Raw genomic sequence first — 18,681 nt, forward strand, 5'->3', positions numbered from 1 at the left:
ATTTCCCGACTACGAGACCTGCCGTGGATCTATCGACCCATCGAGAACAGGCTGTTTCCCTGTATGCGCTGCAGGGCCAGCGAGGCCGCCTGCAATGCAACCTGCCGCAACAGCAAGTCGCTGGTCGCCTGGTAGATGTTCACGTCCTCCAGGTCCGACAGCTGCTTGACGTACGACAATACCTTCTGCGCGCCGGTATTGCCCAGCGCTTCCAGTTCATTGAGGCGCGCGCCCACCGAAGCCTGCACCGTCAGCACGTTGTCCAGCGACAGGTTCAGCTTCTTGTTGGCCGTGGCCAGCGTATTGGCCAGTGCCGCGGCGGCCTGCGGATCGCCGCTGATGGGCGTATCGAGCGCGCCGATCAGGTCGTTGAGCGTGTCGAACACGTCCACGTTGGCCGACTTCGGCGTGGTCACGGCGTATGTGTCGCCGGCGGCCGGCTGGCCGTCCACCTTGACCTTCAGGCCGCCGATGTCGATGACATCGCCCGGCTTGACCGGCACGTTGGCAGGCAGGCTGGGGTCCGGCGGCGTGCTGGTCACGCTGTAGAGCAGACCGCCGGCGCCGTCGTCCAGGAACGCCACGCTCAGGTTCTTGCCGGTCAGCCCGTCCGGCAGGGACACCGGCGTCAGCGTGGCCGATCCGGTGTTGGCCGCGTCGCCCTGCACGCCCATCTTCCAGGACTTGGGCGTCTCCACGGTGAACACATCGCCCGCCTCGGGCTGGCCGCTCAGCTTGATCGACACGCCGTTCATGTCGATTACGGAGCCTTCCGAGTAAGGCATGTTGGCCGGCAGCGGCTGTTCGGGCGGCACCACCGGCGGGTCGCTGAGCACCGAGTACTGCAGCTCGTCGGTCACCGCATCGCGCGTGAACTCGATACGGAAATCGCGGCCCACGTAGTTGCCGGCGCGCGGACCGTCGAACGACACCGCGCTGTATTGTCCGGTGCCGGTATTGCCCGCGCCGGCATCGGCGATATAGGCCAGCGTGCCGCTGGTGACGCTGTTGAAAATGTCGCTGCCGACGTCGCCGCCGCTCATCAGGCGGCTCTGGTCGACCTGGATGCCGCGCTGGCCCAGGTCGCCGTTATAGGTCACCTTGCCGGTCGCGGCGTCGAAGCTGTAGGGCTGGGTAAAGCCCTTGTAGCCGGAGAACAGGTACTGTCCGTTGCCATCCGTGGCGTTGGCCAGCCCCACCAGTTCCTCGCGCGCGCCCTTGAGCGCGATGACCAGCGCCTGGCGGTCGGCATCGCTCATGGTGCCGTTGCCGGCCTCGACCACCCGCTTGAGCATTTCCTGCATGTTCTTGACGACCGACTGCAGCGTATTGGTCTGGGCGCCCAGCGCCTGCTCGGCCTGCTTGCGGTTGGCGTCGTAGTTGCTGTTCATGCTGGACGTCTGCGAGACGTTGATCGCCAGCGCGGCGGCCAGCGGATCGTCGGCCGGCGTCAACACCCGGCGGCCGCTGGAGAGCTGCTCCTGCAGACGCGCCATGGCGGCTTCCTGGTTCAGCACGCCGTTCAGGCCATTCTGGTAAATCAGTGCGGTGCTCAAACGCATCGTCGAACTCCAATCTCTTGTTTAGCGTCGCGCTCAGCGCAGGCCCAGCAAGGTGTCGAACACCGTGCTGGCCACATCCAGGATCTTGGCGCTGGCCTGGTACTGCTCCTGGAAGATCGTCAGGTTGACGTACTCTTCGTTCAGGTTCACGCCCGACACCGACAGGTGGGCGGTGGCCTGCTGCTTGACCAGGTTGGCCTGCGCCGTGTTGGCCGTGCTGACCTGCTGCGTCTGCACGCCCACGTTGTTGACCAGCTGCGAGAACATCTCGTTCAGGCTCATGCTGCCGTTGCCCAGCACCTTGGCCGTCTGCAGCTCGGCCAGCTTCAGGCCGTTGTTGCCGTTGGTCGTGCCCAGCGCCGAATCGGCCAGCGCCAGCTTGCTGGGATCGCTGATCAACTGCTTGAGGTCGCGCGCCGCGTCGCGGGCCGGCTGCAGCGTCCAGGCGTCGCCGGCGGCCGGCGTGCCGCTGCCGGTCAGGGTCAGGCCGTCGAACGACAGCGTGGGCGGCGTGCCGCTGGGCGTCACGTCGAAGCTGCTGCCATCGGACAGGCGCGTCACCGTGTAGTTGGCGCCGTCGTACTGGATGCGATAGGCGCTGGCGCGGATGGCGTCGGCGTCGGTATAGGCCGACTGCCACTCGCCCGTGCTGGTATTGCCGGAATTGCGGATCGCCGCCGGCGCCTGCAGGCCGAACATGTCGCCGCCCGGCTGGCCGTCCAGGTCATAGCCCTGGCGGTGTTGCGCGTTGAACGCCATGGCCAGCCCGATGGCCAGCTGGCCCAGCTGGTCCTGCACCGCGTCCAGCGACTGGCTGCGGAAACTCAGCAGGCCGCCCAGCTGGCCGCCGGTGACCTCGCTGTCGTTCATTTCCACCTGGATGGTGGTGCCCGGCCCGGACGGCAGCGTATAGGCCACCGCCAGGCGCTTGGGGTCGCTGGCCGAGGGCACCGCCTGCAACGGATAGACCGTCGTGCCCGACAGCAGGGTCTGGCCGCTTTGCAGCGTGATGTTGAAGGCGTCGCCCTGCTCGTAGAAGCGGATGCCGGTCAGCTGGTTCAGTTCCGAGACGGCCTGGTCGCGCTGGTCCAGCAGGTCGTTGGGCGCGTGCCCGTCCTTGCCGCGCGCGATCACGATCTTCTTGTTCAGGTCGTTGATGCGCTCCAGGTAGCTGTTGGCCTGCTCGACCGTGGTCGAGATCTGCGTGTTGAGGCCGTTGCGCTGGTTTTCCAGCTCCTGGTAGGCGGTATTGATCTGGGTGACCAGGCTGTTGGCCTTGCCGATCATGTCGGCGCGCACGGCCGGATCGGCCGGCTTGGTGGCCGCCGCGTTGGTGCTGGTGAACAGGCCCGCGAGCGCCGGCGTGATGCCGACGGTGCGATCGCCGAACAGATTGTTCACCTGCGACACCTGCGCGAGGTGGGTGCTCAGCTGGGCGCTGCTGCCTTGCGCGCCGACCAGCTGGCGGTACAGGAAGCTGTCGTACTGGCGCGTCACGGTATCCACCTGCACGCCGCGGCCGAAAAAGCCCTGCCCGGTCTCGCCGGCGCCGGCGGTCGAGGTGATGACACGCTGGCGGCTGTAGCCGACCGTCGTGGCATTGTTGATGTTGTGGCTGGTCGTCTCCAGGCCGGCTTGCGAAGCGTTCAGGCCGGTCAGCGCCAAGTTGTACAGATTCATGCTAGCAATGCCCCGTAATTCACCGCACGCGGTTCAGATGCCTGGTTAACGGCAGCCCGCCGCCAATATTTAGAGGCCGCCGGAAAAATCGGCGCGCGCCACGCTGGTGCGCAGCTGGCCCATGATGCTGATCAGCTTTTCGGCATAGCGCGGATCGGTGGCGTAGCCGGCCTCCTGGATGCGCCGCGCCGCCTCGATCTCGTTGCCGGCCTGGGTAACCGCCGCCTCGTAGCGCGGGCTGTTGCCGATCAGGCGGGCATAGTCGCTGAACGACTCTTCGTAGGACGAATAGGCCCTGAACGACTGCACCAGCTTCTGCGCGACGCCGTCGACGTACTCGGTCGTCATCACATTGACGACCTTGCCCTTCCAGCTGGCGCCCGCCTTGATGCCGAACAGGTTGTAACTGGTGCTGCCGTCCTCGTGGCGCAGCTCGCGCCGGCCCCAACCCGATTCCAGCGCCGCCTGGCCCAGGATCAGGCGCGCCGGCACGCCGCTTTGCTGCGCCGCGACATTGGCCGCGCGCGACATGCGCGACACGAAATCGACCACGTGCGAGGGCGCGCCCTCGGCCGCCGCCATGGCGCGGTCGCGCGCCCGGTTGCTGCGCAACACGTCCAGCAGCGCGTTGACCTCGCGCCTGGGCGCGGGGTCCGGCTGTACATAGTTGCCGCGCAGGTCGCGCACCAGCGGCGCGGGCGCGGCGGTGCCGGCCAGCGCGCGGGCCGCCGCGGCGTCGCCGCCGGCTGCCGCGGCGGCCGGGACCGGCGGCTGGCCCTGCTGCATCTGCCCCAGCAGCGCCTGCGCCAGGCCGATGCCCGGCGAGGCCAGCTGCAGGGCCAGCTGCTCGTCGGCCATGCCCTGCAGCATCTCGGTCTGCTGCGAATCGAACAGGCCCTCCTTGGGCGTCGCCTCGCGCATGCGCTTGAGCATCATCTGCAGGAACAGCGCCTCGAACTGCCGGGCCACTTCCGTTTGCTGGCGCTGGCCGTCCGGCGCCTTGACCGCGTCGCGCTTGAGGTCGGCCAGGCGGCCCAGGTCGAAGACCGATTCCTGGACGCCCGGGCGGGAGGTATAGCTGACGAATGACATGGCTGGGTCGACGGGCCCTAGATGATTTCCAGGTCGGCGCGCAGGGCGCCGGCGGTTTTCATGGCCTGCAGGATGGCCAGCAGGTCCTGCGGCGTGGCGCCCAGCGCGTTGAGCGCCTTGACCACGTCGGCCAGGTTGGCGCTGGTGGTCACGCGCTGCAGCGCGCCGCCGTCCTGGCGCACCTCGATCTGCGTGTTGGGCACGACCACGGTCTGGCCCTCGGTAAACGGCGTGTCGGGCTGGAACACCTGGTTCTGGCGATTGATGATCACCGACAGGTTGCCGTGCGCCACCGCGGCCTCCTCGATCATGACCGTGCGGTTCATCACCACCGAGCCGGTGCGCGCGTTGATGATGACCTTGGCCGTGGCCGGCGCGCGCGCGACCTGCAGGTTCTCCACCTGCGACATGAACGCCGGCATCATGGACGGATCCAGCGGGCCGCGCACCTGGATCACGCGGCCGTCCAGCGCCATGGCGGTGCCGGCGCCGAACTGGCGGTTGATGGCCGTGGCGGCGTTCTGTGTGGTGCCGAAATCGGTGTTGTTCATCTCGAGGTACACCATGCCGTCCTGCGCGTACATGGTCGGCACGGCGCGCTCGACGATGGCGCCATTGCTGATGCACCCGCCGTTGAGCTGGTTGATCTGCACGCTGGAGCCGCCGGCCGAGGCCCCGGCCCCGCCCACCAGGAGGTTGCCCTGGGCGATGACATAGACCTGGTTGTCGGCGCCCTTGAGCGGCGTCATCAGCAGCGTGCCGCCGCGCAGGCTCTTGGCGTTGCCCATCGACGAAACCACCACGTCCACGGTCTGGCCGGGCCGCGCGAACGACGGCAGGGTCGCGGTCACCATGACGGCGGCCACGTTCTTCAACTGCATGTTGCTGCCCTGCGGCACCGTGATGCCCAGCTGCGACAGCATGTTGGTCAGGCTTTGCTGCGTGAACGGCGTCTGCCGCACCTGGTCGCCGCTGCCGTCCAGCCCCACGACCAGGCCGTACCCGATCAGCTGGTTGCCGCGCACGCCCTGGATCGAGGCCAGGTCCTTGAGGCGCTCGGCATGCGCGGCGCCCGCGCCCAGCAGCTCCAGGGCCAGGACGGCGCGCGCCAGCGGAATCAGCAAAACGGATAGCGAGGTCGGAAATGTCATGATCAGAACGGCGAAGCGATCAGGAAAAAGCGTTGCAGCCAGCCCATGGTCTGGACTTCGTCCATGACGCCCTTGCTGCGGTATTCGATGCGCGCGTCGGCCACCCGGGTCGACGACACCGTATTGCTGCCGGTGATCGATCGCGGGTCGACCACGCCCGAGAAGCGCACGTACTCGCTGCCGCGGTTGATGGCGATCTGCTTCTCGCCGGCGATCTGCAGATTGCCGTTGGGCAGCACCCCGATCACGGTGGTCGTAATGGTGCCGGTGAAGGTGTTGTTGGCGCTGCTCTTGCCGGTGCCGTTGGCGGTATTGCCGCCCGAGATATCGGTATCCAGCTTGTCGTTGATGATGCCGTCCATGAAGCGCGGCGCGGCCGCCACGCCCAGCGTGGCCGAGCCGTCGCGGCTGGTATTGGTGGCCACGCCCTTGGCGGCGTTGGTCTTTTCCTCCAGCACGATGGTGACGATGTCGCCCACGTTGCGCGGCCGGCGGTCCTCGAACAGCGGATAGTTGCCGTAGGCCGAAGGCTGGTAGATCGAGCCGTTGGGCCGCGCCGAGGGTTGCGGCGGCGACGGAGGCGGCGCGGTCAGCGGACAGGTCACCACCGGTTCGGGCGGAATCATCGCGCAGCCCGCGGCCAGCGCCAGCAGCGCGGCGCAGACCGGCAGGCGCAATACGGTCTTCAGCATCACAGTTGGGTCAGGCGGGCCAGCATTTCGTCGGAGGTCTTGACCGCCTTGCTGTTCATTTCGTAGGCGCGCTGGGTGGTGATCATGTTGACCAGCTCTTCGGCCACGTTGACGTTGGAGGTTTCCACGTACTGCTGCAGGATCTGGCCTGCGCCATCGATGCCCGGCTGCAGCAGGTTGGCCGGTCCCGACGAGTCGGTTTCCAGGTACAGGTTCTCGCCCACGCTCTGCAGGCCGGTGGGGTTGATGAAGGTGGCGACCTGCAGCTGGCCGATCTGCACGTTGGTGCCGGCCGCGCCGGGCTGGGTGACCGACACCGTGCCGTCCTTGCCGATGGTCAGCGACAGCGCGTTGTCGGGCACGTTGATGGGCGGCTGGATCACATAGCCGCCGGCAGTGGTCAGCTGGCCGTTCTGGTCGACCTGCAGCGAGCCGTCGCGGGTGTAGGCCTGCGTGCCGTCGGGCAGCTCTACCTGCAGGAAGCCGCGCCCCTGGATCGCGATGTCCATCTCGCCGCCGGTGTTGTTCATGTTGCCCTGCGAGAACACCCGCTGGGTGGCGGCGACCTGCACGCCCATGCCCAGCTGCAGCCCGGAGGGCAGCTGGTTGGCGTCGCCGACCTGCGCGCCGGGCTGGCGCAGCGTCTGGTACATCAGGTCCTGGAACACCGCGCGGCCCCGCTTGAAGCCATTGGTCTGGACGTTGGCCAGGTTGTTGGAAATGACGTCCATCGACGTCTGCTGGCCTTCCAGGCCCGTCTTGGCAACCCACAACGAACGCATCATGATGAAAACTCCTGGCGCGGCGCTTCGGCGCGCGCGTTGATAATCAGCTGGCCGCGGCCAGAATCCCGTTGGCGCGCTCGGCGTTCTTGTCCGCCTCGCGTATCACCTGCATCTGCATCTCGAACCGCCGCGCGTTCTGGATCATGCCCACCATGGCGCCCATGGGGCTGGCGTTGCTGCCCTCCAGCACGCCGCTCAATAGGCGCTGCGACGGATCGGCCGGCAGCGGCGCGGCGGGCTGGCCGCCGGGCTGCGGCGGCATGCGGAACACCCCGTCGTCGCCATGCACCAGCTGCTGCGGCGGCGGGTTGACCATCTTCAGCCGGCCCAGGTTGAGAATGTTGTTGGGCGGATCGCCCGCGCCGATGGCGGTGACCGTGCCGTCCGACGCGATCGTCAGGCTGGCCTGGTCCGGCACTTCGATGACCGCGTTCTGGTCGGACAGGACCGGCTGGCCGGTCGCGGTCTGCAGCAGGCCGTTGACGCCCACCTGCAAGGCGCCGGCGCGGGTATAGGCCTCGCCCTGCGGCGTCTGCAGCGCGAACCAGCCCGGCCCGGCCAGCGCCACGTCCAGCTCGCGCCCCGTCGTCATCATGTTGCCCATCTCGAAGTTGTTGCCGGGCGTGGACGCCACGGTCGAGACCCGGGTGGGCAACGAAGTGCCGTCGGCCATGGGCACCGAGCGGTACAGCGCGATCTGCTCGCGGAACCCCGGCGTGTTGACGTTGGCCATGTTGTTGCCCAGCACCGTCTGGTGCTCGGCAATGCGGGCCGCGCCGTTCATGGCGGTGTAGATGATCCGGTCCATCCTGGCCTTCCGTTATCGATTCAGGTGGGCGCCGGCGCTCAGCGCATGTTCATCAGGACTTGCATGACTTCGTCCTGCGTCTTGATGGTCTGCGCGTTGGCCTGGTAGGTGCGTTGGGCCACGATCATGTTGACCAGCTCGCGGCTCATGTCCACGTTGGAGGCCTCCAGCGCCTGCCCGGCGATGGTCGCCAGGCCGTTGGTGCCCGGCTGGCCCAGCGTGGCCTGGCCCGACTCGGACGTCTCCACCCAGGCGTTGTTGCCCACCGGCTGCAGGCCCTGCACGTTGTTGAAGTTGGCCAGCACCAGGGTGCCGATGGTCTGCGTCTCGCCGTTGGTGTACTTGGCCACCAGGCTGCCGTCCTTGCCCACCGACAGGCCCATGAATTCGCCGCTGGAATAACCGTTCTGCACCACCTTGGGCGCGAAATCGCTGCCGTACTGGGTGACGCCGTTGTAGCTGACGGTGATCTCCAGCGGGTCGGCCGGCGCGGCGTTGCCGCCCGGGTTGGCGAACGTCACCTGCGCGGTGGGCGGCTGGTTGAGCAGATTGCCGGCGGTGTCGAAATTCAGCGTCTGCGAGGCGCCGCCGTTGACCTGCATGGCCTGGCCGTCCAGCACGTAATAGACCTCGTACACGCTCTCGGTGCCCACCGCGGGGCGCTTGGCGAAGTACTGGATCATCTGGTGCGAGTTGCCCAGCGAGTCGTAGACCGTGGTCGGCACCTGGTCGGTGTACGACAGCGGGTTGGTCGGGTCGAACGGAATGCCGGCCACCAGCGGCTTGTAGGGCTGGTAGCCCGGCTGGCTGGTCAGGTCGCCGGTCACCGCGCCGCCGGCGATCACGATGTCGCCGCCGTTGTAGGTGCCGTCGAGCGGCGCGGGCGCGACCCAGGCGAAGGTGCCGCCCGCGTTGGTGAAGCGGTAGGTCGTGCCGTCCAGTTCAACCAGGCCGTCTTCAGGCGGCGTGTCGTTGGGGTCGATGACCTTGGCGTTGGCGTTGGCGTTCAGGTTGGTCTGCAGGCCCGCGGTGCTGGTCGCTTGCGGCGCGATGTTGCCTTGCGGCAGTTGCAGGTCCACCGGCTGGGCGCCCACGCCGCCGGCCGGATAGCCGGTCAGGCGAAAGCCCTGGGCGTTGACGATGTAGAAGTTCTTGTCGACCATGAACTCGCCGTTGCGCGAGTAGAACACCCCGCCGCTCTGGTCGGTCAGGCGGAAAAAGCCCTTGCCGCCGTCGATCGCCATGTCGTATTCGCCGCCGGTGGTCGAAATATTGCCCACCGTGAAGCGCTGGTTGATGGCGCTGACTTTCACGCCCAGGCCGACGCGCGAGCTGGCGTACACGTCGGCGAACGAGGCCGCGCCCGACTTGAAGCCGACCGTGCCCGAGTTGGCGATGTTATTGCCGATTACATCCAGGTTCTGCGAGGCGGCGTTCAGGCCGCTCAATCCTTGTCCGAATCCCATGTCTTTGTCCCGTAGCTCTCAGAAGTTGAGGTGAGTCGCCAGCGCGCGGCCGGCCCGGTTTGGGGTCATGCCGACCCGGAAGCCCCGATGACCTTGCGCACATCCAGCATGCTGATCTGGCCGGCCAGGCCCAGATCCAGGCGCAGGCCGTTGGTGGAATACGCCACGCTCTTGACCTGGCCGTAGGTCAGCGCCTCGGTCTTGACCGGATTCGCGTCGGCGTCGCTGGCGCTCACCGTGATCGAATACTTGCCGTCGGCCAGCGGCTGGCCGCCGTCGTTGTTGCCGTCCCATTGCAGCGTGTGCACGCCGGTCTTGAGGTCGCCCAGCTCCATGGTGCGCACCACGGCGCCCGAGGGATCCAGCACCTTGACCGTCACCTTGGTCGCGTCGCCCTGCAGATCGATGCCGAACGGCGTGGCGCCGCGCTGGGCGGGGTCGTTGGGGTCGGTGCCCAGCGACACCTTGTCGCCCGGCATCAGCACGCCCTTGCCTATCATCGACACCGCGTCCATCGACTGCGACACGTCGATCTGCCCGCTGATGGCGAGCATGGTGTTCTTGAGGTTGTTGATGCCTTCCACCGTGGAGATCTGCGCCAGCTGAGAAGTCAGTTCGGCGTTCTCCATCGGGTTGAGCGGGTCCTGGTTGCGCAGCTGCGTCACCAGCAGCGTCAGGAATTGATCCTGGATGCCCTGGGCGGCGCTGTTGGAGCCGGCCTGCGCCAGGGCCAGGCCGGCCTGGGAAGTGGTTTCGTTGACTGTGGTCATGGATGAATGCTCCGGTATGCGTGCCGCAGGCGATGTCCGCGCGCCGATCAGGACTGGCCGATCGTCAGCGTCTTGAGCATCAGCTGCTTGGCGGTGTTGAGCACTTCGACGTTGGCCTGGTACGAGCGCGAGGCGGCGATCATGTTGACCGTCTCGGCCACCGGATCGACGTTGGGCATGTTCACGTAGCCCTGCGCGTCGGCCATCGGATGCTTGGGGTCGTAGATCTTCTTGAAGGGCGACTGGTCTTCGACCACGCCGACCACGCGCACGCCGCCGATCTCCTGGCCGAAGGCCTGGCCGGCCGGCGGATTGACCTGGAACACCACCTGGCGCGCCCGGTACGGCTGGCCGTCGGGGCCGGCCACGCTGTCGGCGTTGGCCATGTTGCTGGCCGACACGTTCATGCGCTGAGACTGCGCGCTCAGCGCCGAACCGGCGATCTCGAAAATGCTCAACAGGGACATGGCTGGACTCCGTTATTCCTGGATCGCCGACATCAGCGAGCGGATGCGGCCGGACAACACCTGCAGGCTGCTCTGGTAATGCAGCGTGTTGTCGGCGAAGCGCACGCGCTCGCTGTCCATGTCGACGGTATTGCCGTCCAGGCTGGGCTGGTAAGGCAGGCGGTACATCAGTTCGGCCGGCGACGGCGTGGTCGCCTGGCCGGGAATGTGGCGCGCCGAGATCAGCGCGAGGTTCGTGTCGGGCAGGCGCATGCGCTGCTCCAGCGCGCCCTGCATGGCGGCCTTGAAATCGAAGTCGCGCGCCTTGTAGTTGGGCGTATCGGCGTTGGCGATATTGGAGGACAGCACTTCCTGCCGTTGCGCGCGCAGCGCGATCGATTGCTGGAAAAAGCGGAAATCCTCGTTTAGCCGGTCTAGCATCTGGCGCGTCCCGATAGTGTGCGAACTGATTGGCCCAAGAAAACCGGCCCGACGGCCTGGCTCGCTTTTTGGCATGACGGCATCTTAGGTTGCGGGCGGCCGCCACAAAAAGCCAAACAACCCGCCATTTCCGAGCCAATTCGGCTATTGCGCGGCACGGCGCCCTTCTACAATTTGCCTATCATGAAATCGCCCCGTTCCCGTTCCATTGCGCGCCTGGCGGCGCTGGCCATCCTGGCGGGCGCCATGCCGCGCGCCGCAGCCGAGCCCCCCGCCCAGGATCCCGCCGAGCTGGCTGCGGCGGCCGAAAGCTATCTGCGCCAGCAATTGGCCGCCCTGCCCGGCGAGCCATCCATCACTCTGGACCCGCTACGCTCCGACCGGCTGGACGCCTGCGAGGCCCTGACGCCCTTCATGCCCTCGGGGATGCGGGTACGCGCCCGCATGACGGTCGGCCTGCGCTGCGTCGCGCCGCGCACCTGGACGGTCTATGCCCAGGCCACCGTCAGCGTGCCGGGCCAGTACTACGTGGCGGCGCGCCAGATCGCGCCGGGCAAGACCATCGAGGCGGCCGACCTGACCACCCGCGACGGCGACCTGGTGGCCCTGCCCCCGGGCGTCATCACCGACGCGGCCGCCATCCTGGGCATGCGTCCCGCTCACCGCATCGCCGCGGGCCAGCCCATCAAGGGCGCCGGGCTGCGCAGCGCCGAATCGGTATCGCGCGGCCAGAGCGTGCGCATCACCGCGCGCGGCAACGGCTTCGTGGTCAGCAGCGAAGGCCAGGCGCTGGACAACGCCCCGCCCGGCGCGACGGTCCAGGTACGCACCGCCTCCGGCCAGGTGGTCAGCGGCATCGTGCAGGCGGCCGGACTGGTTGAAATCCAGCTGTAAAATCTGTTACACATGACCGGGTCCCTACCATCCCCGTGCCCTAAAGTTTGCGCCCATGGTGTCGTTACACAGGCATAACCAGGCGGATCGCCCCCATCGGGCCGGTCCCGCGCAGCGGAGAATATTTTGAAGATCCAATCCTCGACCAGCCATCCGGTGGGCCCCAACGCGGTCGGCGCACGCGCCGAGCACGCCGTGGCCCAAGCCTATGGCAGCGGCGCCCAGGCCGGTTCGGGCAGCGCGCAAGTGGCGCTCAGCCCGGCTTCGCGCCAATTGCTGGCTCAGGAAGGCGGCAGCGACATCGACGTCGAGCGCGTGGCGGCCATCCGGGCGGCCATCGCGTCCGGCCAGTTGCGGATCGACCCCACCCGCATCGCCGACAGCCTGATCGCCAGCGCCCGGGATTTGCTCAAGTAAACCGGCTGCCGCCCGCCATGAATTCTGCCGCCCTGAAGTCCTGCCTCGAACGCGAAAACGCCCTGGTGGTGGAGTTTCTCCACGCCCTGGAGGCGGAAACCGAGGCCCTGATGGACCGCCGCGCGCACGAGTCGCTGCAGGCCGCGGTGCAGCGCAAGGAAACCCTGGCCGACGACCTGGCGCAGCTGGGTGCCGAGCGCGACGCCCTGCTGAGCGGCGCCGGCCTGGCCAGCGGTCCGGCCGGCACCGACGCGGCCGCCGCCGCCCACCCTGAACTGGGTCCGCTGTGGCAGGCCCTGCAGGCCAACGCCGCCCAGGCGCGCGAGCACAACCAGCGCAACGGCACCCTGATCGCGGTGAACCTGCGCCATACGCAGGAGTCGCTCGACGCCCTGCGCCAGGCCGCCGGCACCGGCGCGGCCGCCACCTACGACGCCCAGGGCCGCGGCAAGCGCGGCTACTCCAGCGCGGCATCGGGCCGCGCCATCGTCGCCACCTGATCCGGCCCGGCCGGCCTTCAGCCGGCCATCTCCAGCAAGGCAAACAACTTCATCAAGGCCGCGGGCGCCAGCCGCGCGGGCGTCTTGCGCGCGCCCGGCCCCAGCAGGCCGGGCAAGGCCTGGCGCATCGCGGCGGCCTGCGCCTGGTGTTCCAGCTGCCAGCACGCCGCGCCCAGCTGTCCCGCCGCCAGCGCGCGCGGCCAGCGCCGCGGCATCGCCCGCATCCGGCGGCAGCGCCGCCCAGGCATGCGCCATGTAGCGGAATGCGCCGCGCGCCTGTTCGTACTGCACCAGCCAGCGCGCCAGCGTGCCCGCATCGGCCTGCATGGCGGCCAGGTTGGTCAGGCCGAACCACTGCGCCACCTGGCGCCCGCTGGACGGATCGAGCAGACGCGCGCTGACCATGCGCACCGCAAGCGGCGCCTGGCCACGCGCCGCCAGCGAGACGTCCGCGCTGCCGGCCCACAGCGCCAGGGGCGCGCCGCCCTTGCCCGGGACCGTCACATTGCCCACCGGCAGGTATCCCAGCCCGCGGGCCACGGCCCTGAGCAAAGTGGGACACAGGTCCTGCTGCACCCGCGTGGCGCCGGCGCAGCGCGCCAGCCACCCGGCGTCCTGCCCGGCCAGCGCCTGCCACGGCGGGGCCGAGCCGGCGTCGAACACATGCACGTGCGGCAATTGGGCCAGCGCGCCCGACAGGTAGTCGGTGCGCGCCAGCAGGGCCTGCATCGGATTGGCGCCGGCCGGTTCGCCCGGCGCGTACGCCGCCAGCAGGCCATGCTGCAGCATCAATTGCTGGGCGGGCGCGGTCAGCGCCGCGCCGCGGTCGCTCATCAGCAAGGCCGACAGCAAGGTGGCTTGCGGCAGGCCGGCGGCGCGCAGCGCCGCCTTGCCGTGCATGGCCAGCAGATAACGGCTGCTGGCGGCCGGATAGGCCTGGCGCGCCAGGGCCAGCCCCGCGTCGCCCAGCGCCCGGGCCGTGGCCGGGCCGGCCATGGCCGCGCGCCAGTCGCTGCGCGCCTGCGCGCAGGCCGGATCGTCGCGCAGCCAGTCCAGCGCGCCGTCGAGGTCGCGCGCGGCGTCGCCGCCCTGGCCCAGCAGCGTGGCGGCCAGCATCTGGCGGCGCTGCGCCGGCTCGTCGCGCGCCTGCTCGCGGGAGGCGCTGCACAAGGCGGCCAGGTCGGCCTCGCTGGGCGCATACAGCGGCTTGACCCGCTGCAGCGTGGCAAGGGTGCGGTCGATCAGTTCGTCGGCGCGCGCCAGGGCCATGTGCTCGGGCACTTTCTGCCCGTAGGAGACATAGTGGATGGGCAGCCGGTGGCGGATCGCCGTATCCAGCGCCGGCGCCAGCCGCGAGGCCTCGTCCAGCTTGGTGATGATGCAGCCGACCACATCCTCGCCCACGCCGTTGCGATAGGCGTGCGCCACTTCGTCCAGCGTGTCGCCCTGGCTGGCCGCGTTGAGCACCAGCAGGCGGCGCACCGGCTTGCCGGCGTTGCACAGCATGGCCGCCTGCCCCGCCACCTGGCGGTCGCGCTGGCTGATGCCCGTGGTGTCGATCAGGATGATCCTGCGGTTGCCCAAGCTGCCCAGCGCGTCGCGCAACTCATCGGCGTCGCGCACCGAATGGGCCGGAATGCCCATCAGGCGTCCATAGATCTGCAATTGTTCCAGCGCGCCGATCCGGAAGTTGTCGGTGGTCAGCATGGCCACCTGCTCGCGCCCTTCGCGCGCCACGCAGCGCGCCGCCAGCTTGGCCAGCGTGGTGGTCTTGCCCACCCCGGTGGGGCCGACCAGCGCGAACACGCCGCCGCCGGCCAGCAGGTCGTCCTCGCGGCGCAGCACCGGCAGATGCGTCACCAGTTCGTTGCGCGCCCAGGCCAGCGCCTGCGTGGCGTCGAGCGCCTGCGGCAGGCGTTCGAGCAGGATGCGCGCCAGCGGCATGCTGAAACCCGCTTCGAGCAAGGCGCGGAACAGCCCGGCGCCCACCGGCTCGCGGCCCGGCCCCTCGCGCGTGCTCCACAGCAGCCCGTCCATGCGGCTTTCCAGCGAACCGCGCAGCGCGTCGATGGCGGCCTGCACGCCCGCCTCCAGCCCCGGCGCGACGCGGCCGGCCGGCATGGCCGCGGGCATCGGCGCATCGGGCAGGCGCGCCATGGACAGCGGCGCGGCCGCGTCCGCAGCGGGCATATCGGCGGGCGGCGCGGCCGGCGCATCGGGCAACGGCGCCGCCGGCGCCGCGGCGGGCGTCTCGTCCAGCGTGGCCACCACTTCGATGCCCTCGGCCACGCTGCGGTTGGACACGATCAGCGCGTCCGGGCCCAGCGCCTCGCGCACCAGGCGCATGACTTCGCGGCTGCTGGCCGCGACGAAACGACTCAGCTTCATTCGCCATTGCCTCCAATGAGCGCCGTCACGCGTACCACGCGCTCATCGGGGATCTCGGCATTGGAAAGCACGCCCAGCTGCGGCAGATGGTGCCTGAGAAAGCGCGACAGCGGCGCGCGCAACGGCGGCGAGGTCAGCAGCACCGGCGCGTTGCCCTGCGCCTCCTGGCGCGCCAGCGCGGCTTCGGTCTCGCGCAGCAACGTCTCGGCCAGCCCGGGCTCGAGGCCGCCGCTGGTGGCCATGGCCTGCGTCAGCACGCGCTCCAGGCGCACGTCCAGCCCGATCACGCGCAGCTCGCCTTCGCCCGGGAACCATTGCTGGGTGATGGCGCGTCCCAGCGAACGGCGCGTCAGCGCGACCAGTTCGTGCACATCGGGCTGCCCGCCCGCGTTGGCGGCCAGGGCCGCCAAGCGCGGCGCGTGCTCGGACAGGGTATCGACGATGGTGCGCATGTCGCGGATCGGCACTTCCTCGGCCAGCAGGCCCTGCAGCACTTTCTGCAAGGTGGTGAGCGACAGCGTCTTGGGCACCAGGTCCTCGACCAGCTTGGGCGATTCGCGTCCGATGCGTTCGATCAGCGCCTGCACTTCCTGGCGGCCCAGCAGGTTGTCGCCGTGGCGGTGCATCAGGTGGTTCAGGTGGGTAGCCACCACGGTGCTTGCGTCGACCACCGTGTAGCCGGCCACCTGGGCCTGGTCGCGCTGGCCGCTGTCGATCCACAGCGCCGGCAGGCCGAAGGCCGGGTCGGTGGTGGGCGTGCCCTTGACCTGCATGGCCACGCCGCCCGGGTCGATGGCCAGCTATTGGCCAGGCATGGCCACGCCGCGACCGATTTCCACGCCCGAAAGCAGGATGCGGTAGTCGTTCGGCTTGAGTTCCAGGTTGTCGCGGATGTGCACCACCGGCGGCAGGAACCCCACGTCCTGGGCGAATTTCTTGCGCAGGCTGCGGATGCGGTGCAGCAGCTCGCCGTTCTGGGCATGGTCGACCAGCGGGATCAGGCGGTAGCCCACTTCCAGCCCGAGCTGGTCCACCATCGACACGTCTTCCCAGGTCGCCTCGGAGGCCGCCGCCTGCGCCTGGGCGGCGGCGGTCTCGGCGGGTTGCTGCGCCTGGCTGGCGGCGGCCAGGTTGCGCTTGTAGACCATCCAGCCGCAACCGGCCAGCAGCGCGGCCAGCGTCAGGAACGCCAGGTGCGGCATATTGGGGATCAGGCCCATGATGCCGACGATGGCGGCCGTCAGGAACATCACGTTGGGATTGGAGAACAGCTGCGAGAGGATCTGCTGGCCCACGTCCTGGTCGGTCGCCACGCGCGAGACCACCACGCCGGCGGCGGTGGAGATCACCAGCGCCGGGATCTGCGCCACCAGGCCGTCGCCGATCGTCAGCAGCGTGTACACGCGGGCCGACTCGCCTACCGACAGGTCGTGCTGGGCCACGCCCACGATCAGGCCGCCGATCACGTTGATGACCATGATCAGCAGGCCGGCGATGGCGTCGCCGCGCACGAACTTGCTGGCGCCGCCCATCGAACCGAAGAAATCCGACTCCTGCGCCACCTCGGCGCGGCGCTTGCGCGCCTCGTCCTCGCCGATCAGCCCGGCGTTCAGGTCGGCGTCGATGGCCATCTGCTTGCCCGGCATGGCATCCAGGGTGAAGCGCGCGCCGACTTCGGCGATCCGCCCGGCGCCCTTGGTGATGACGATGAAGTTGATGATGGTCAGGATCACGAACAGGATGATCCCGACCGCGAAATTGCCGCCCACCAGGAAGTGGCCGAACGCCTCGATCACCTTGCCGGCCGCGTCCGGGCCCTGGTGGCCGTTGAGCAGCACCACCCGCGTGGACGCCACGTTCAGGGACAGGCGCAACAGCGTGGCGAACAGCAGCACCGAGGGAAACGCGGCGAAATCCAGCGGCTTGCGCGTGAACATCGCCACCAGCAGGATCATCACCGACAGGGCGATGTTGAAGGTGAACAGCAGGTCCAGCAGGAAGGTGGGCAGCGGCAGCACCATCATGCCCAGCACGAGCACGATGAGGATGGGGCCGGCCAGCAGCTTGGCGTTGGCGGCCCCGTTGGTTTTCAGCATGGAGAGCAGCGCGCTCATTCGTCAGGCTCCTTGGGCGGCGGTCGGGCTGTGCGGGTCCAGTTCGGCCGGTACGACCAGCGCCGTCGGCGCCTGCGGCTCGCGTCCCAGTCCGGGACGCCAGCTGCGCAGCTGGAACACCCACGCCAGCACCTCGGCCACCGCGGTATAAAGCGCCGTCGGGATTTCCTGTCCCAGTTCGACGTGTTGATGCAGGGCGCGCGCCAGCGGCGGCGCCTCGAGCGTCGGGATGCGATGCTCGGCGGCGAGCTCGCGGATGCGGGCGGCGATCAGCCCGGTGCCCTTGGCGACCACGCGCGGCGCGCCGGCCGCGCCGTCCGCATATTTCAGCGCCACCGCGTAATGGGTCGGGTTGGTCACCACCACGTCGGCGCCGGGCACCTCCGACATCATGCGCCGGCGCGCCATGGCGCGCTGCTGCTGGCGGATGCGGCCCTTCACATGGGGGTCGCCCTCGCCTTCCTTGTGTTCCTGCCGCACATCTTCCTTGGTCATGCGCAGCTTCTTCAGATGGTTCCAGATCTGCCAGGGCACATCCAGCAGCACCACGAACAGCAGCGAGCCCACGATCAGGGCGCTGCACAGCGCCACCAGCGACATGGCGCTGGTCAGCGCGGCGCTGGGCGCCACGTGCATCAGGCCCAGCATGTCGTCGTGGTAGTGCCAGATCACCCAGACCGCCACCCCGCCCACCAGCGCGGCCTTGGCCAGCGCCTTGACCAGTTCGACCACGGTCTGGGCCGAAAACATGCGCTTGATGCCCGACCAAAGGCTCAATTTCGAGAAATTCGGCTCCAGCGGCTTGGTCGAGAAGACAAAGCCGCCCAGCAGCACCGCCGACAGCACCGCCACCACGGCCAGCATGCCGAACATGGGCAGCACCGTCAGCAGCGCCCGCCCGGCGCCATGCACCGCCTGCTCGACCATCACGCCCGGGTCCTGCGCCACCCGCGGCTCGAACCCCAGGCCACGCCGCAGCACGCCGGTCAGGCCCTGGTACAGCATCGAACCGCTCAGCCATACGCCCGCCACGCCGGCGGCCAGCATCATGAACGTGCCCAGCTCGCGCGAACGCGCAATCTGCCCCTCCTCGCGCGCCTTTTCCAGGCGCCTGGGAGAGGCGGCTTCGGACTTTTCAAGATCGCTTTCTTCGGCCATGCTCGACGCTTCGTTTGCAGCCCGGATGCGGGTTGTGGACTGCCCGCCGAGATTCTAGGCGGACGGCCCGCGCGGCGATAAGCCAAGAAGCGGGGGGAAAGCGGCGTTATTCCGGGATGGCGGCGGCCGGCGCGCGGGGGTGCCTTGTATCTTTCCTCCGGTGGTGATTAGCTATCACCACCGCGCGCCGATGACCGCGAGTTGGTGCCCAAAGCGAGGACTTTGTGGGACAGATAGCGGCTCGGCAGCGCACTGCTGGGCCGGCGAGACACTGGACGGTATCGTAGGGCGAGGACCCTGTATGTACAAGGCAAGTG

General features: G+C 68.8%; 15 protein-coding genes and 2 pseudogenes. 3 read left to right on the forward strand and 14 right to left on the reverse strand.

Annotated features, from left to right (window positions below):
• Positions 1 to 29: 29 nt before the first annotated feature.
• The 11 genes from flgL to flgB form a co-directional block, all read right to left on the reverse strand.
• Entirely contained in the window at positions 30 to 1,562 is a 1,533-nt protein-coding gene (gene flgL, locus BN118_RS11465; RefSeq protein WP_010930330.1) for a flagellar hook-associated protein FlgL, read from the reverse strand.
• A 33-nt stretch (positions 1,563 to 1,595) separates the two neighbouring features.
• Positions 1,596 to 3,242, reverse strand: coding sequence for a flagellar hook-associated protein FlgK (gene flgK, locus BN118_RS11470; protein WP_014905858.1), 1,647 nt, complete (start codon positions 3,240 to 3,242; stop codon positions 1,596 to 1,598).
• A gap of 69 nt (positions 3,243 to 3,311) precedes the next feature.
• A complete protein-coding gene (gene flgJ / locus BN118_RS11475) occupies positions 3,312 to 4,334 on the reverse strand; it encodes a flagellar assembly peptidoglycan hydrolase FlgJ (RefSeq protein ID WP_014905859.1) in 1,023 nt (340 codons plus the stop codon).
• 17 nt (positions 4,335 to 4,351) lie between these two features.
• Entirely contained in the window at positions 4,352 to 5,485 is a 1,134-nt protein-coding gene (locus BN118_RS11480; RefSeq protein WP_014905860.1) for a flagellar basal body P-ring protein FlgI, read from the reverse strand.
• A 2-nt stretch (positions 5,486 to 5,487) separates the two neighbouring features.
• A complete protein-coding gene (locus BN118_RS11485; RefSeq protein ID WP_014905861.1) occupies positions 5,488 to 6,177 on the reverse strand; it encodes a flagellar basal body L-ring protein FlgH in 690 nt (229 codons plus the stop codon).
• Positions 6,177 to 6,962 (reverse strand): flagellar basal-body rod protein FlgG, encoded by a 786-nt coding sequence (flgG, locus tag BN118_RS11490; RefSeq protein ID WP_014905862.1) that lies wholly within the window; start codon positions 6,960 to 6,962, stop codon positions 6,177 to 6,179. Before flgG ends, BN118_RS11485 begins: the two co-directional genes overlap by 1 nt.
• A gap of 43 nt (positions 6,963 to 7,005) precedes the next feature.
• Positions 7,006 to 7,770, reverse strand: coding sequence for a flagellar basal body rod protein FlgF (locus BN118_RS11495; RefSeq protein WP_003817181.1), 765 nt, complete (start codon positions 7,768 to 7,770; stop codon positions 7,006 to 7,008).
• Between the two features lie 38 nt (positions 7,771 to 7,808).
• Positions 7,809 to 9,236, reverse strand: coding sequence for a flagellar hook-basal body complex protein (locus BN118_RS11500; RefSeq protein WP_014905863.1), 1,428 nt, complete (start codon positions 9,234 to 9,236; stop codon positions 7,809 to 7,811).
• A gap of 65 nt (positions 9,237 to 9,301) precedes the next feature.
• Positions 9,302 to 10,006 carry a flagellar hook assembly protein FlgD gene (locus BN118_RS11505; protein ID WP_004567196.1) on the reverse strand — a complete coding sequence of 235 codons (705 nt, stop codon included), beginning with the start codon at positions 10,004 to 10,006 and terminating at the stop codon, positions 9,302 to 9,304.
• 47 nt (positions 10,007 to 10,053) lie between these two features.
• Positions 10,054 to 10,473, reverse strand: coding sequence for a flagellar basal body rod protein FlgC (gene flgC, locus BN118_RS11510; RefSeq protein WP_014905864.1), 420 nt, complete (start codon positions 10,471 to 10,473; stop codon positions 10,054 to 10,056).
• A gap of 12 nt (positions 10,474 to 10,485) precedes the next feature.
• Complete coding sequence (gene flgB / locus BN118_RS11515) at positions 10,486 to 10,893, reverse strand: flagellar basal body rod protein FlgB (RefSeq protein ID WP_010930323.1); 408 nt, start codon at positions 10,891 to 10,893, stop codon at positions 10,486 to 10,488.
• 183 nt (positions 10,894 to 11,076) lie between these two features.
• On the opposite strand from flgB, the gene flgA reads away from it, so the two are divergent.
• The 3 genes from flgA (at position 11,077) to BN118_RS11530 (ending at position 12,704) form a co-directional block, all read left to right on the forward strand.
• Positions 11,077 to 11,787: a flagellar basal body P-ring formation chaperone FlgA gene (gene flgA, locus BN118_RS11520; protein WP_010930322.1), complete on the forward strand. Its 711-nt coding sequence runs from the start codon at positions 11,077 to 11,079 to the stop codon at positions 11,785 to 11,787.
• A 126-nt stretch (positions 11,788 to 11,913) separates the two neighbouring features.
• Complete coding sequence (gene flgM, locus BN118_RS11525) at positions 11,914 to 12,204, forward strand: flagellar biosynthesis anti-sigma factor FlgM (RefSeq protein ID WP_003817172.1); 291 nt, start codon at positions 11,914 to 11,916, stop codon at positions 12,202 to 12,204.
• Between the two features lie 17 nt (positions 12,205 to 12,221).
• The gene (locus tag BN118_RS11530) at positions 12,222 to 12,704 is read left to right on the forward strand and encodes a flagella synthesis protein FlgN (protein WP_003817170.1); all 483 of its coding nucleotides are present in this window, start codon (positions 12,222 to 12,224) and stop codon (positions 12,702 to 12,704) included.
• A gap of 144 nt (positions 12,705 to 12,848) precedes the next feature.
• On the opposite strand, the pseudogene flhF reads toward BN118_RS11530, so the two are convergent.
• The 3 genes and pseudogenes from flhF to flhB form a co-directional block, all read right to left on the reverse strand.
• Positions 12,849 to 15,092 (reverse strand): annotated as a pseudogene (flhF, locus tag BN118_RS11535) (flagellar biosynthesis protein FlhF); the annotation flags it as partial.
• Positions 15,089 to 17,206: pseudogene (gene flhA / locus BN118_RS11540) on the reverse strand (flagellar biosynthesis protein FlhA). The pseudogenes flhF and flhA, both read right to left, overlap by 4 nt.
• Positions 17,207 to 17,209: 3 nt before the next feature.
• Entirely contained in the window at positions 17,210 to 18,364 is a 1,155-nt protein-coding gene (gene flhB, locus BN118_RS11545) for a flagellar biosynthesis protein FlhB (RefSeq protein ID WP_010930321.1), read from the reverse strand.
• Positions 18,365 to 18,681: the final 317 nt, after the last annotated feature.

Origin of the sequence: Bordetella pertussis 18323 (assembly GCF_000306945.1) — a bacterium.
Taxonomy (GTDB): Bacteria; Pseudomonadota; Gammaproteobacteria; order Burkholderiales; family Burkholderiaceae_B; genus Bordetella; species Bordetella pertussis.